Origin of the sequence: Mesorhizobium sp. ISC25 (assembly GCF_042295465.1) — a bacterium.
Lineage (GTDB): Bacteria > Pseudomonadota > Alphaproteobacteria > Rhizobiales > Rhizobiaceae > Mesorhizobium.
In genome coordinates this window covers 549,165-563,576 of sequence record NZ_CP135441.1, presented here as the reverse complement: position 1 = coordinate 563,576, position 14,412 = coordinate 549,165, and the positions used below count along the sequence as shown (strand labels likewise).

At 63.3% G+C, this 14,412-nt stretch carries 12 protein-coding genes; all 12 read right to left on the bottom strand.

Annotation, left to right across the window (positions count from 1 at the left end; translation table 11 throughout):
• Nucleotides 1-56: 56 nt before the first annotated feature.
• Nucleotides 57-1,727: a ribonuclease J gene (locus RQ479_RS02855; protein WP_376704036.1), complete on the bottom strand. Its 1,671-nt coding sequence runs from the start codon at nucleotides 1,725-1,727 to the stop codon at nucleotides 57-59.
• 84 nt (nucleotides 1,728-1,811) lie between these two features.
• The gene (locus tag RQ479_RS02850; protein WP_376704035.1) at nucleotides 1,812-2,633 is read right to left on the bottom strand and encodes a biotin--[acetyl-CoA-carboxylase] ligase; all 822 of its coding nucleotides are present in this window, start codon (nucleotides 2,631-2,633) and stop codon (nucleotides 1,812-1,814) included.
• A 4-nt stretch (nucleotides 2,634-2,637) separates the two neighbouring features.
• Entirely contained in the window at nucleotides 2,638-4,074 is a 1,437-nt protein-coding gene (nuoN, locus tag RQ479_RS02845) for an NADH-quinone oxidoreductase subunit NuoN (RefSeq protein WP_376704034.1), read from the bottom strand.
• Nucleotides 4,075-4,092: 18 nt separating this feature from the next.
• Entirely contained in the window at nucleotides 4,093-5,598 is a 1,506-nt protein-coding gene (locus tag RQ479_RS02840) for an NADH-quinone oxidoreductase subunit M (protein WP_352450009.1), read from the bottom strand.
• Nucleotides 5,598-7,571, bottom strand: coding sequence for an NADH-quinone oxidoreductase subunit L (gene nuoL, locus RQ479_RS02835; RefSeq protein WP_376704033.1), 1,974 nt, complete (start codon nucleotides 7,569-7,571; stop codon nucleotides 5,598-5,600). The genes RQ479_RS02840 and nuoL overlap by 1 nt, the downstream gene beginning before the upstream one ends.
• A 10-nt stretch (nucleotides 7,572-7,581) precedes the next feature.
• Nucleotides 7,582-7,890 (bottom strand): NADH-quinone oxidoreductase subunit NuoK, encoded by a 309-nt coding sequence (gene nuoK / locus RQ479_RS02830; RefSeq protein ID WP_023676620.1) that lies wholly within the window; start codon nucleotides 7,888-7,890, stop codon nucleotides 7,582-7,584.
• Between the two features lies 1 nt (nucleotide 7,891).
• Nucleotides 7,892-8,512 (bottom strand): NADH-quinone oxidoreductase subunit J, encoded by a 621-nt coding sequence (locus RQ479_RS02825; RefSeq protein ID WP_292663041.1) that lies wholly within the window; start codon nucleotides 8,510-8,512, stop codon nucleotides 7,892-7,894.
• A gap of 118 nt (nucleotides 8,513-8,630) precedes the next feature.
• Complete coding sequence (nuoI, locus tag RQ479_RS02820; protein WP_023676622.1) at nucleotides 8,631-9,122, bottom strand: NADH-quinone oxidoreductase subunit NuoI; 492 nt, start codon at nucleotides 9,120-9,122, stop codon at nucleotides 8,631-8,633.
• Nucleotides 9,122-10,165, bottom strand: coding sequence for an NADH-quinone oxidoreductase subunit NuoH (gene nuoH / locus RQ479_RS02815; protein ID WP_292663045.1), 1,044 nt, complete (start codon nucleotides 10,163-10,165; stop codon nucleotides 9,122-9,124). The genes nuoI and nuoH overlap by 1 nt, the downstream gene beginning before the upstream one ends.
• A gap of 2 nt (nucleotides 10,166-10,167) precedes the next feature.
• Nucleotides 10,168-12,249: an NADH-quinone oxidoreductase subunit NuoG gene (gene nuoG, locus RQ479_RS02810; protein ID WP_376704032.1), complete on the bottom strand. Its 2,082-nt coding sequence runs from the start codon at nucleotides 12,247-12,249 to the stop codon at nucleotides 10,168-10,170.
• 74 nt (nucleotides 12,250-12,323) lie between these two features.
• On the bottom strand, nucleotides 12,324-13,019 hold the full coding sequence (locus tag RQ479_RS02805) for an NADH-ubiquinone dehydrogenase (RefSeq protein WP_376704031.1): 696 nt from the start codon (nucleotides 13,017-13,019) through the stop codon (nucleotides 12,324-12,326).
• A gap of 78 nt (nucleotides 13,020-13,097) precedes the next feature.
• Complete coding sequence (gene nuoF, locus RQ479_RS02800) at nucleotides 13,098-14,402, bottom strand: NADH-quinone oxidoreductase subunit NuoF (RefSeq protein ID WP_023676626.1); 1,305 nt, start codon at nucleotides 14,400-14,402, stop codon at nucleotides 13,098-13,100.
• Nucleotides 14,403-14,412: the final 10 nt, after the last annotated feature.

The window sequence follows — 14,412 nt, the reverse complement described above, 5'->3', positions numbered from 1 at the left end:
TCCTAACTCCTACTTCCCTATTCCCCTACTGCCTTACTCCCCTACTCCCTTGTTCGTCACCGCGTGACGAACACTGTCACCAGCGGCTTCTTGCCCCAGGCTTCGTTGGCCGCGCCACGCACCGCGCGCCGCACCGCCTCCTGGACCAGGTCGAGGTCTTTTCGGCGCTGGCGGGGGATGGAGTCCACGGCGCCGATTGCCGCATCGATCATCAGGTCTTCCAGGCTCTCGCCGCCGCCGTCGGCCTCGGCGACGCCGATGGCGACGAGATCCGGGTCGCCGGCAAGCTCGTATTTGTCGTCGAGCACGACATTGACGGCGACATGTCCGGCGAAGGACAGCTTGCGGCGGTCGCGAATGCCCATCGCCTGGTCGGTGCCGATCAGCCTTCCGTCCTTGTAGATGCGGCCGAACGGCACCTGGTCGATGATGGCAGCGGAACCCGGATACAGCCTGAGCATGTCGCCGTCGCGCACCTGCGCGACCTGGCCGATGCCGGACGTCGACATCAACGAGCCCTGCGCCACCAGATGCGCCGCTTCGCCATGCACGGGAACGCCGATCTGCGGCCGCACCCATTCATACATCTTGCGCAATTCGCTGCGGCGTGGATGGCCGGAGACATGCACCAGCGCATCGCCGTCCTCGATGATCTTGATGCCGAGATCGATCAGGCGGTTCTTGATTTCGAGGATCGCCTTCTCGTTGCCGGGAATGGTGCGCGAGGAAAACACCACCGTGTCGCCGGCCGTCAGCGCCACCGACTTCATCTCGTTGCGCGACAGCTTGGCAAGTGCGGCAAGCGGCTCGCCCTGGCTGCCGGTACAGATGATGACGAGGTTTTCGCGCGGGATAAAGCCGTAATCCTCCTCGGCGATGAATTCCGGCAAGCCGTCCATATAGCCGAGTTCATCAGCCACATCGATGACGCGCTTCATCGAGCGGCCAAGCACCAGGCACTGGCGGCCGGCATCCCGCGCTGCCCTGGCGATGGAGACGATGCGCCCGACATTGGAGGAGAAGCTGGTGACGGCGACACGGCCCTTGGCGTTCTGGATGACGCTCTTGAGACCCTCGCCCACCGCCACTTCGGACGGCGATTCCCCTTCCCGCATGGCATTGGTGGAATCGCAGATCAGCGCCAGCACGCCCTTGTCGCCATAGGCGCGGAAGCGCGCCTCGTCGGTCATCGGCCCGACCGTCGGCGCCGGATCGATCTTCCAGTCGCCGGTATGGATGACGATACCGGCCGGCGTCGTGATCGCCAGCGACATCGGTTCGGGAATGGAGTGGGCGACGGGGATGGCCTCGATCTCGAATGGGCCGACGGCAAATTTCTCGCCGGCCCGGTAGATCGTCACCGGGATCTTCGGCGCCCCTTGCTCGCCCTGCCGCTTGGCTTCCAGCAGGCCGGCGCTGAACGGCGTCATCCAGACCGGCGCCTTGAGCTTCGGCCAGATATCGTGCAACGCCCCGTAGTGGTCCTCGTGCGCATGGGTGATGACTATGCCGCGCAGATTGGCGACATTCTCCTCGATGAAGCGGGTGTCGGGCAGTACCAGATCGACGCCGGGCAGGGTTGCATCGGGAAAAGTAACGCCGACATCGACGATGATCCATTCGCGCGCATTGGCCGGCCCATAGCCGTAGAGGGCGAAGTTCATGCCGATCTCGCCGACACCGCCGAGCGGCACGAAGACAAGTTCGGCGTTTTCCGCTATCGCCATGGTCTTTCCTTCCTTGCCGGTCAAAATTGTGGGCCGGTCAAATTCAAGCTGGTCAAATGCTGGCCAGTCAAACGTATTGGCCGGTCAAACGCCGGCCGAGGCAACCGCGCCGAAATGCACGTCGCCGGCAGCGATCGTCAGAACCGAACCTTGATCGTCGCGGATCACGAAACGGCAGTCCTCGTCAATGGTCTCGAAGGTGCCGCGCACCACATTACCGTCAATTCTGACAGCAACCTGCCCGCCAAGCCCCGCCGCACGTGCCAGCCACCGCCGCCTGACGGCGGCAAGCCCGCGCCCTTCGTTCCACAGCCGCGCGTTCTCGCTCCAGGCGTCCGACAGCGCCAGAAACAGCGTCTCGGCATCGCAAGCAGACCCCAGCTCGTTGAGCGACGTCGCTGGATAGGGCAAATCCTTGGGATAAGCCACCACATTGACGCCGATGCCGACAGCCACCGCCGAACAGTCGCCATCCAGCATCGCCGATTCCAGCAGGATGCCGGCGAGCTTGGCGCCCGAGGCAAGCACATCGTTCGGCCATTTCAGCTCGAAACGGTTCTTGCCTTGGCTCGCACCATCGAGGCCGATCGCGATCCTGCCCTTCGGCACGACGGCGTCGAGCGCGTCGGCCAGCGCCAGTCCGGCAACGAAGCCGAGCGTCGCGGCAAGTCGAAGCTCGGTGTTGGTGATCACCAGCAGCGTCGCGGCCAGATTGCCCTCGGGCGTCGCCCAGGCGCGGCCACGGCGGCCACGCCCAGCTTCCTGTTTTTTTGAAACGACCCACAATTTGCCGGGATCGCCTGCCCGCGCGTGCTCCAGCGCCAGCGCATTGGTGGAGCCGACCGTATCGTGCGCCTCGAGCCGGAACCCTTCCGAAGCCGCGGTTGGAGCCAGCCTGAACGTCATTCCGTTAGAAGAAGGTCTTGGCCGCGGCTGCCGCGTAGGTTCCGATCGGGCCGCCAATCAGCACGTAGAACAGCACGAAGGCGCCGCAGACGCCGAGCACGACGCGCAGTTCGGTCGCCATCGGCACGAAGCCGCCGACCGGTTCGTCGAACCACATGATTTTGATGATGCGCAGATAATAATAGGCGCCCACCACAGAGGCCAGCACGCCGATGATCGCCAGCGCGTAGAGGTTGGCGTTGATGGCGGCGAGGAACACGTACCATTTCCCCCAGAAGCCGGCGAGCGGTGGAATGCCGGCCAGCGAGAACATCAGGATGGTGAGGATCGTCGCCATGATCGGATTGGTCGCCGACAGGCCGGCGAGATCGCTGATCTGCTCGACATTGCCCTCCTTGCGCCGCATGGCGAGGATGAAGGCGAAGGTGCCGAGCGTCATCACCAGATAGATCAGCATGTAGATGGCGACGCCGCGCACGCCGTCCTGGCTGTTGGCGGCAAGGCCGACCAGCGCATAACCCATATGGCCGATGGAGGAATACGCCATCAGCCGCTTGATGTTGGTCTGGCCGATCGCCGCGAAGGCGCCGAGCGCCATCGAGGCGATCGAGATGAAGACGATGATCTGCTGCCAGTCGGCGGCGATCGGCTTGAAGGCGCCCATGGTGACGCGCACCATCAGCGCCATCGCCGCCATCTTCGGTGCCGCCGCCAGAAAAGCCGTCACCGGCGTCGGCGCACCTTCATAGACGTCGGGCGTCCACATATGGAACGGCACCGCCGAGATCTTGAAGGCAAGGCCGGCCAACACAAAGACCAGGCCGAAGACGAGGCCAAGCTGGCGCTCGCCGCCGCTCAGCGCCGCGGCGATCTCCTGGAAGCCGGTGTTGCCGGTGTAGCCGTAGACCAGCGAGATGCCGTAAAGCAGCATGCCCGACGACAGCGCGCCAAGGACGAAATACTTCAGCCCGGCCTCGGTCGAGCGCAGATTGTCCCGGTTGATCGCCGCCAGCACGTAGATCGCCAGCGACTGCAGCTCGAGGCCGAGATAGAGCCCGATCATGCCGTTGGCCGAGATCATCAGCATCATGCCGAGCGTGCAGAGCAGGATCAGCACCGGATATTCGAACTTGTCGAAACGCTCCGCCTGGGCAAAGCGGACCGACATGACCAGCGTCACCGCCGAGCCGATCAGCGCCAAAACCTTCATGAAGCGGGCGAACGGATCTTGGATGAAGGCTTCGCCATAGGCGTTGCCCTGTCCCGGCGAAAAGACCAGCCAGGCGCCGGCGATCACCAGCACGGCGACGGCAAGGCCGCTCACCGTGACGGTGGTGTTGGCGCGCGAATAGGCGCCGAGCATCAACAGCGCCAAGGCGCCGATGGCGAGGATCAGCTCTGGCGTCGAGAGCGACAGGCTGGAGAGAAGGTCCGGCGTCATGGTTCGCAAAACCCCCAGTCAGTTCGCCGCCGCGGTCTGCGCGGCGCCGATGGATGCGGTGACATTGGTAACGAGCGCCTTGACCGATTCGGCCGTCGCGTCGAAGATCGGCGCCGGATAGACGCCGAAGAAGATGACCAGCGCGACCAGCGGATAGATGATCACCTTCTCGCGCGTCGACAGGTCGAGCAGGCCTTTCAGGCTTTCCTTGGTCAGTGCGCCGAAGATCACCTTGCGGTAGAGCCAGAGCGCGTAGGCCGCCGACAGTATGACGCCGGTGGCAGCGAAGAACGCCACCCAGGTGTTGACCCGGAACACGCCGAGCATGGTCAGGAACTCGCCGACAAAGCCGCTGGTGCCGGGCAGGCCGACATTGGCCATGGTGAAGATCATGAACACGGTTGCATATTTCGGCATGTTGTTGACCAACCCGCCATAGGCGTCGATGTCACGCGTGTGCATGCGGTCGTAGACGACGCCGACGCAGAGGAACAGCGCGCCCGAGACCAGGCCGTGCGAAAGCATCTGGAAGATCGAACCCTGGACGCCTTCCTGATTCATCGCGAAGATGCCCATGGTAACGAAGCCCATGTGAGCGACCGACGAATAGGCGATCAGCTTCTTCATGTCCTCCTGCATCAGCGCCACGAGCGAGGTGTAGATGATGGCGACGACGGAGAGCGTGAAGATCAGCGGCGCGAACATTTCGGATGCAATCGGAAACATCGGCAGCGAAAAACGCAGGAAGCCGTACCCGCCCATCTTGAGCAGGATGGCGGCCAGGATCACCGAGCCGGCCGTCGGCGCTTCGACATGCGCGTCCGGCAGCCAGGTGTGCACCGGCCACATCGGCATCTTCACCGCAAAGGACGCGAAGAAGGCAAGCCATAGCCAGGTCTGCATATTGGCCGGGAAGTTGTGGGTCAGAAGCGTCGGGATATCGGTGGTGCCGGACTGGAAGAACATCGCCATGATGGCGAGCAGCATCAGCACCGAGCCGGCCAGGGTGTAGAGGAAGAACTTGAACGAGGCATAGACGCGCCGCTTGCCGCCCCAAACGCCGATGATGATGAACATCGGGATCAGCCCGGCTTCGAAGAAGACGTAGAACAAGACGATGTCGAGCGCGCAGAACACCCCGATCATCAGCGTCTCGAGCAGCAGGAAGGCAATCATGTAAGCCTTGACGCGCTTCTCGATCGATTCCCACGAGGCGAGAATGCAGAGCGGCATCAGGAAGGTGGTCAGGATGACGAACAGCATGGAGATGCCGTCGACGCCCATATGGTAGGAGATGCCGGAATCCAGCCAGGCAAACTTCTCGACGAACTGGAAGCCAGGCTGCGAATTGTCGAAGCCGGTCCAGATAAACAACGAAATCACAAACGTGAACGCAGTCGTGAACAGCGCGATGGCGCGGATGTTGCGGCGCGCGTTCTCGCTGTCGTCGCGCACGAAAAGGATGAGCAGCACACCAACCAGCGGCAGGAAGGTGACCAGCGATAGGATCGGCCAGGCGGTCATCAGAGCATCATCCAGGTGACGAGTGCGGCAACGCCGATCAGCATGGCGAAGGCATAGTGATAGAGATAGCCGGTCTGCAGCTTGACGACCCGGTTGGTGACGTCGACGACACGCGCCGAAATGCCGTCCGGCCCGAGCCCGTCGATCACGGTGCCGTCGCCGGTCTTCCACAGGAAGCTGCCGAGGCGCTTTGCCGGCCGCACGAACAGGAATTCGTAGAGCTCGTCGAAATACCATTTGTTGAGCAGGAAGGCGTAGAGCAGGCGATGGTTGGCGGCGACGCTCCGAGGCATTTCCGGCGCGCGAATATAGAACTGCCAGGCAATCGCAAAGCCGATCAGCATGGCGATGAACGGCGACAGCTCGACCCACAACGGCACTTCGTGGATTTCGTGCAGGATGTGGTTGTCCGGCAACGTGAACAGCGACGCCTTCCAGAATTCGGCATAGCCCTCGCCGATGAAGGCGCCGTGGAAGATCACGCCGGCGAACAGCGCGCCCGCCGCCAGGATGAACAGCGGCACCAGCATGACCGGCGGCGATTCATGGACATGGTGCATGACCTCGTGGCTGGCCCGCGGCTCGCCGTGGAAGGTCATGAAGATCAGCCGCCAGGAGTAGAAGGAGGTGAAGCAGGCGGCAATGACCAGCAATATGAAGGCAAACGCGGCGACCGCATTGTGGCTGGCAAAAGCGGCCTCGATGATGGCGTCCTTCGAAAAGTAGCCGGCCGTGCCGATGATCGTTACCGGGATGCCGACACCGGTCAGGGCCAGTGTGCCGATCACCATCATCCAGTAGGTCGTCGGGATGAGCGTCCTGAGGCCGCCCATCTTGCGCATGTCCTGCTCGTCGGAGACGGCGTGGATGACCGAGCCCGAGCCGAGGAACAGCAGCGCCTTGAAGAAGGCGTGGGTGAACAGATGGAAAATCGCCGCGCCATAGGCGCCGACGCCGAGCGCCACGAACATATAGCCGAGCTGCGAACAGGTCGAATAGGCGATGACGCGCTTGATGTCGTTCTGGACGAGACCGACCGTCGCCGCGAAGAAGGCGGTGAAGGCGCCGATGAAGGTGACCACCGTCAGTGCCGAATGCGACAGCTCGAACAGCGGCGACAGCCGCGCCAGCATGAACACGCCTGCCGTCACCATGGTGGCGGCATGGATCAGTGCCGAGACCGGCGTCGGGCCTTCCATGGCATCCGGCAGCCAGGTGTGCAACGGCACCTGCGCCGACTTGCCCATGGCGCCCATGAACAGGAGCAGGCAGACGACCGTCATCGCGGCCTGCTTATCGAGCGCATAGCCGAGGAAGGTCAGCACGGCCGCACCTTGCGGCGCGCCTTCCGCCGGAATGAACGTTGCCGCATTGGCGAAGATGGTGCCGAGATTGACCGAGCCGAACAGCACGAACACGCCGAATATGCCGAGCGCAAAGCCGAAATCGCCGACGCGGTTGACGATGAAGGCCTTGATCGCAGCCGCATTGGCCGACGGCTTCTTGTACCAGAAGCCAATCAGCAGATACGAGGCAAGGCCGACGCCTTCCCAGCCGAAGAACATCTGCACGAGGTTGTCGGCCGTCACCAGCATCAGCATGGCGAAGGTGAACAGCGACAGATAGGCAAAGAAGCGCGGCCGGTCCGGGTCGTGATGCATGTAGCCGATCGAGTAGATATGGACCAGCGCCGACACCGTGTTGACCACGACCAGCATCACTACGGTCAATGTGTCGATCCGCAGCGCCCAAGACGCTTCGAGGCCGCCAGACTGGATCCAGCGCATCACCGGCACGGTGAACACCTCGCCGCCGCCGAAGCCGACGGAGAACAAGGCGACCCACGACAGCACAGCCGCGATCACCAGGAAGCCGGAGGTGATGTATTCGGAAGCCTTGGCGCCGAGCGAGGTGCCGAACAGGCCGACGATCAGGAAGCCGAGCAGCGGAAGGAAGACGATGGCCTGATACATGGTGGTTCCGTCAACCCTTCATCATGTTCACGTCTTCGACCGCGATCGAGCCGCGGTTGCGGAAGAAGACGACGAGAATGGCAAGGCCGATCGCCGCTTCGGCCGCCGCGACCGTCAGCACGAACAGCGCGAACACCTGGCCGACGAGATCGCCGAGCGCCGCCGAGAAGGCGACGAAATTGATGTTGACCGCAAGCAGGATCAGCTCGATCGACATCAGGATGACGATGACGTTCCTGCGGTTCAGGAAGATGCCGAACACGCCGAGCGTGAACAGGATCGCCGATACGGTCAGGTAGTGCGCGATGCCGACGACCATCTCAGACTCCTTCGCCCGTCTTGACCTTGCGGATTTCCACTCCGGTTGCCGCCGTGCGGCCGACCTGGGCGGCGATCGACTGCCGCTTGACGCCCGGCTTGTGGCGCAGCGTCAGCACGATGGCGCCGATCATGGCGACCAGCAGCACCAGCCCCGCCACCTGGAAGTAATAGAGGTAATCCGTATAGAGGATGTCGCCGAGCGCTGCCGTGTTGGAGCGCGCGGCCAGGTCCGGAATGGGTTTCGCGACCGTCGCCGCCAGTTTCGGCGCGAATGTATAGCCGCCGAGCACGACGATCAGCTCCGCCGCCAGGATCAGCCCGACCAGCGCGCCGATCGGTGCATATTGCAGGGCGCCTTCCTTCATTTCGGCGAAGTCGACGTCGAGCATCATGACGACGAACAGGAACAGCACCAAAACGGCGCCGACATAGACGACGAGCAGGATCATCGCCAGGAACTCGGCGCCGGTCAGCATGAACAGGCCGGCGGCGTTGAAGAAGGTCAGGATCAGGAACAGCACCGAATGCACGGGATTACGCGCCGAAACGACCATGAACGCCGACGCCACCGCGACAAAGGCGAAGAGGTAGAAAAAGGCCGCCTCTAGTCCACTCAACATGGGTTCCCCCGGGTTTCCTGTCAGAACAGGACGTTCGTCCTGTTTTTTGCCACCGCCTCCGGTCGGCAAGTTGCGTGTTCCTTAAACGAGGCCCCTCGCCCCGTCCATGCGTGAAATATCACCGGTAAGGCGCATCCAGCGAGATGTTGCGCGCCAGTTCACGCTCCCAGCGGTCGCCATTGGCCAGAAGCCTGTCCTTGTCGTAATAAAGCTCCTCGCGCGTCTCCGTCGCGAATTCGAAATTCGGCCCCTCGACAATGGCGTCGACCGGGCAGGCTTCCTGGCAGAAGCCGCAATAAATGCATTTCACCATATCGATGTCGTAGCGCACGGTGCGCCGCGTGCCGTCGTTGCGGCGCGGGCCGGCTTCAATGGTAATGGCCTGCGCCGGGCAGATCGCCTCGCACAATTTGCAGGCGATGCAGCGTTCCTCGCCGTTCGGATAGCGGCGCAGCGCATGTTCGCCGCGGAAGCGCGGGCTGACCGGCCCCTTCTCATGCGGATAGTTGATCGTCTCCTTCGGCGCGAAGAACTGGCGCATCGACAGGAAGAAAGCGCTGACGAAATCCTGCAAAAGCAGTGATTTGGCGGCTTGGGATAATGCAGACATCAGGCAAACCCCGTGATCTTTAGGAAGGCGGCGGTAGCGACCACCATGAACAGCGAGATCGGCAGGAAGACCTTCCAGCCGAGCCGCATCAATTGGTCGTAGCGATAGCGCGGCACGAACGCCTTCACCATCGAGAACATGAAGAACACCAGGCAGACCTTGAGCACGAACCAGATCAGCCCCGGCACCCAGGTGAACGGCGCGAAGTTGAAGGGCGGCAGCCAGCCGCCAAGGAACAGGATGGTGGCCAGCGCGCACATCAGGACGACGGCGACATATTCGCCGAGGAAGAACAACAGGAACGGCGTCGAGGAATATTCGACCATATGGCCGGCGACAAGTTCCGATTCGGCTTCCACGAGGTCGAAGGGCGGACGGTTGGTTTCGGCCAGCGCCGAGATGAAGAAGACGATGAACATCGGGAATAGCGACAGCCAATGCCAGTCGAGGAAGGTGTTGGGCAGGCCGAGCCGCGTGCCCAACCCGTCCTGTTGCGACAAGACGATGTCGGACAGGTTGAGCGAGCCGACGCAAAGCAGCACGGTGACGATGACGAAGCCGATCGAGACTTCGTAGGACACCATCTGCGCCGCCGAGCGCAGCGCGCCGAGGAACGGGTATTTCGAATTGGACGCCCAGCCGCCCATGATCACGCCATAGACCTCGAGCGAGGAGATGGCGAAGACATAGAGGATGCCAACATTGACGTTGGCGATCGCCCAGCCCTCATTGACCGGGATGACCGCCCAGGCGGAGATGGCCAGCACCGCCGACACCAAGGGCGCCAGCAGGAAAACGCCCTTGTTGGCGCCGGACGGGATCACCGGCTCCTTGAAGACGAATTTCAAAAGATCGGCGAAGGCCTGCAGCGTGCCCCACGGACCGACGACGTTCGGGCCGCGACGCAACTGCACCGCCGCCCAGATCTTGCGGTCGGCGTAAAGCACATAGGCGACGAAGATCAAAAGCACGACGATTAGCACGACCGACTTCAAAAGGATCAGCAGCGCCGGCAGCACGTAGAAGGAGAAAAAGGTGTCCATGTCTACTCCGCCGCCTGCCTGAAGCCGTTCTTCGCCAAAGCCGAGCACTCGGCCATCACCGCGGAAGCCCGCGCGATAGGGTTGGTCAGATAGAAATCCTTGACCGGCGAGGTGAAGGTGCCCTTGTTCAGCCGCCCGCCGAGCTTCGCCACCCTGGCGATGTCGGCCGGGTCGCCGGCCACGACATGGTCGATGCGGGCGAGATGCGGGTATTCCGCATAGAGCTTAGCGCGCAACTGGGGCAGCGAATCGAACGGCAGCTTCTGGCCGAGCACATCCGACAGTGCCCGAAGGATCGCCCAGTCCTCGCGCGCCTCGCCGGGCGCAAAGCCGGCCCGGTTGGTCTGCTGCACGCGGCCTTCGGTGTTGACGAAGGTGCCCGACTTTTCGGTATAGGCGGCTCCCGGCAGGATGACGTTGGCGCGATGCGCGCCCTTGTCGCCATGCGTGCCGATATAGACGACGAAAGCGCCGCCGGTCTTGGCCATGTCGATTTCGTCGGCGCCGAGCAGGAACAGCACATCGGTCTCGCCCAGCATGCCGGCGACGTTCCTGCCGCCCTCGCCCGGCACGAAGCCGACATCGAGGCCGCCGACCCGCGCCGCCGCGGTGTGCAGCACGGCAAAACCGTTCCAGTCGGCCCTTGCGGCATTGACGGCGACAGCGAGCTTCGCCGCCTGGCCAAGCACGGCCGCGCCGTCCGGACGCGCCAGCGCACCCTGTCCGACGATGATCAGCGGATGCGTCGCCTTCTTCAGCAGCTGGAAGAACTTGCCGTTGCCGTCGGCCAGATCCTTCAGCGATTCCGGCCCGGCGCCGAGCTGCTCGTAATCATAGCGGGTATCGCCGACATCGCCGATGACGCCGACCGGCAGATTGCCGGCCCGCCAGCGCTTGCGGATGCGGGCGTTGAGCAAGGACGCCTCGAAGCGCGGATTGGCGCCGATGATCAGCACCGCATCGGCCTGTTCGATGCCTTCGATGGTCGGGTTGAACACATAGCTCGCCCGGCCGAGCGACGGATCGAGTGCGGCACCGTCCTGGCGGCAGTCGGTGTTCTTCGAGCCGAGCGAAGCCATCAGAAGCTTCAGCGCGTAGATCTCCTCGACGGCGGCGAGATCGCCGGCAATGGCACCGATCCTTTCGGGTGCCGCATTCGACACCGCTTCCTTGATCGCGGCAAAAGCCTCCGCCCAGCTTGCCGGTGCCAGCCTGCCGTCCTTGCGCACATAGGGGCGGTCGAGGCGCTGCGTGCGCAAGCCGTCCCAGATGAAGCGGGTCTTGTCGGAAATCCATTCCTCGTTCACCGCCTCGTTGGTACGCGGCAGGATGCGCATCACTTCGCGGCCTCGGCTATCGACGCGGATCGCCGAGCCGACGGCGTCCATCACGTCGATGGACTCTGTCTTGGTCAGTTCCCAAGGCCGTGCCTGGAACGCATAGGGTTTGGAGGTCAGCGCGCCGACCGGGCAAAGGTCGATGACATTGCCCTGCAGCTCCGAAGTCATCGCGCTTTCGAGATAGGTGGTGATCTCGGCATCCTCGCCGCGGCCGATCAGACCAAGCTCCGATATGCCGGCAATCTCGGTGGTAAAGCGGACGCAGCGCGTGCAATGGATGCAGCGGTTCATGATCGTCTTGACCAGCGGCCCGATATACTTGTCTTCGACCGCCCGCTTGTTCTCGTGGTAGCGCGAGGAATCGACGCCGAACGCCATTGCCTGGTCCTGCAGGTCGCACTCGCCGCCCTGGTCGCAGATCGGGCAATCCAGCGGATGGTTGATCAGCAGGAATTCCATCACGCCTTCCCTGGCCTTCTTGACCATCGGCGTGTTGGTGAAGATTTCCGGCGGCTCGCCGTTCGGGCCCGGGCGCAGGTCGCGCACGCCCATGGCACAGGACGCCTGCGGCTTGGGCGGCCCGCCCTTGACCTCGATCAGGCACATGCGGCAATTGCCGGCGATCGACAGCCGCTCGTGGAAGCAGAAGCGCGGCACTTCCGCGCCGGCGTCCTCGGCCGCCTGCAGCAGCGTGTAATGGTCGGGTACAGTGATCTCTTTCCCGTCGACCTTGAGCTTTGCCATTTCGCCTCAAACCCCTGCGGACGTTCCGCAATCTTTCCTTCCGGGCGCAGCCGAGACCGCGCACGATATTGAATTCACTTTTTGGCCCCGGCCAACGCCGCCGCCTGACCGATCCAGCCGTCACGGCCGATGCGGCCCTTCAACGACAGGTAATCTTCGACCCAGGCGATCTCTTGCGGCGCCCACGCGGCGATCTGGGCGTATGTCCAGATGCCAAGGCCGTTCAGCACCTTTTCCAGTTTCGGCCCGATGCCCGATATCGCCTTGAGGTCGGCAGGCTCGGCTGGCCGGTCCATCGGCTTGGGCTGCTTGAAATCCTCCGGCATCAGCCCGGCCGACGCGTCCGCTGCAACGGTGCTGGCATTCGCCAGGCTCCGCGCCGCACTGCTCGTCGCAATGTCTGTCACATCGTTGGCGAAGGACTGGGCCTCGGCAATCAGGGTTTTGGTCGCCGCGCGCGCCTTTATCGATGAGCTTTTGCCGGTTGCGGAAACGTGTTCCGTTCGCGCCTCGAAATCCTCGACGACCGGCTGCCAAAGCCACTGCGAGGTCTCGGCCGCGCCTGAAAGCACGCCCATCCAGATACCAAAGGCGTGGTTGGCGAGGCCGATGCCGAGTGCCGCCATCGCCGCCGCGCCCGCGACAGGATGCGCCAGGAGATTGACGGCATTGGCCATCTCCTTGGGCATCATCCTGGTCAGATCCTGGTTCATCTTCAACAACGGGTCCATTTCGGGCGTAAAATCGTCGGGTGTCGAAAACAGCGACATAGGTGGTCTCCTGGTCGTTTCCGTCTGCCCCGCGCTCGTTTCCTCGTTTCGGACATTCGCCCGCATTTTTGAATTCTTCTATTCCGCCGCCGCCAGCACCGGTTCGGCGCGGTGTGCGTTGCGCGAAAACTCGTCGATGCGGCGCTCCACCTCGCCGCGGAAATGCCGCATCAGGCCCTGGATCGGCCATGCCGCGGCATCGCCCAGCGCACAGATCGTGTGGCCCTCGACTTGCTTGGTCACATCGAGCAGCATGTCGATCTCGCGCTTCTGCGCCTCGCCGCGCACCAGCCGTTCCATCACCCGCCACATCCAGCCGGTGCCCTCACGGCAGGGCGTGCACTGGCCGCAGCTCTCGTGCTTATAGAAGTAGGAAAGCCGCGCGATCGCCTTCACGATATCGGTCGATTTGTCCATGACGATGACCGCCGCCGTGCCGAGGCCCGATTTCAGGTCGCGCAGCGCATCGAAATCCATCGGCGCGTCGATGATCTGCTCAGCCGGCACCAGTGGCACCGAGGCGCCGCCCGGAATGACCGCCAGCAGATTGTCCCAGCCGCCGCGAATGCCGCCGCAATGCGTCTCGATCAGTTCGCGGAACGGGATCGACATCGCCTCTTCGACGGTGCACGGATTGTTGACGTGGCCGGAGATGCAGAACAGCTTGGTGCCGACATTGTTGGGCCGGCCGAAGGACGAAAACCAGGCGGCACCGCGGCGCAGGATGGTCGGCGCGACCGCGATGGACTCGACATTGTTGACCGTCGTCGGGCAGCCATAGAGGCCGACATTGGCCGGAAATGGCGGCTTCAGCCGCGGCTGGCCCTTCTTGCCCTCGAGGCTTTCGAGCAGCGCCGTTTCCTCGCCGCAGATATAGGCGCCGGCACCATGGTGCATGTAGATGTCGAAATCGTAGCCGGAGGTGTTGTTTTTGCCGATCAGCTTGGCCGCATAGGCCTCGTCGATGGCGCGTTGCAGCGCCTCGCGCTCGCGGATGAACTCGCCGCGCACATAGATGTAGGCGGCGACCGCGCCCATGGCGAAGCCGGCAAGCAAACAGCCTTCGACCAGCGTGTGCGGGTCGTGGCGCAGTATGTCGCGGTCCTTGCAGGTGCCGGGCTCGGATTCGTCGGCGTTGACGACGAGATAGCTCGGCCGGCCGTCGCTTTGCTTGGGCATGAACGACCATTTCAGCCCGGTCGGGAAACCGGCGCCGCCGCGGCCGCGCAGGCCGCTCGCCTTCATCTCGTTGACGATCCACTCGCGCCCCTTGGCAACGATGCCGGGCGTGTTGTCCCAGGCGCCGCGCGCCATGGCGCCGGCCAGCGACTTGTCGAAGCGGCCGTAGATGTTGTTGAAGATGCGGTCTCTGTCCTGAAGCATTGCTCGTTCC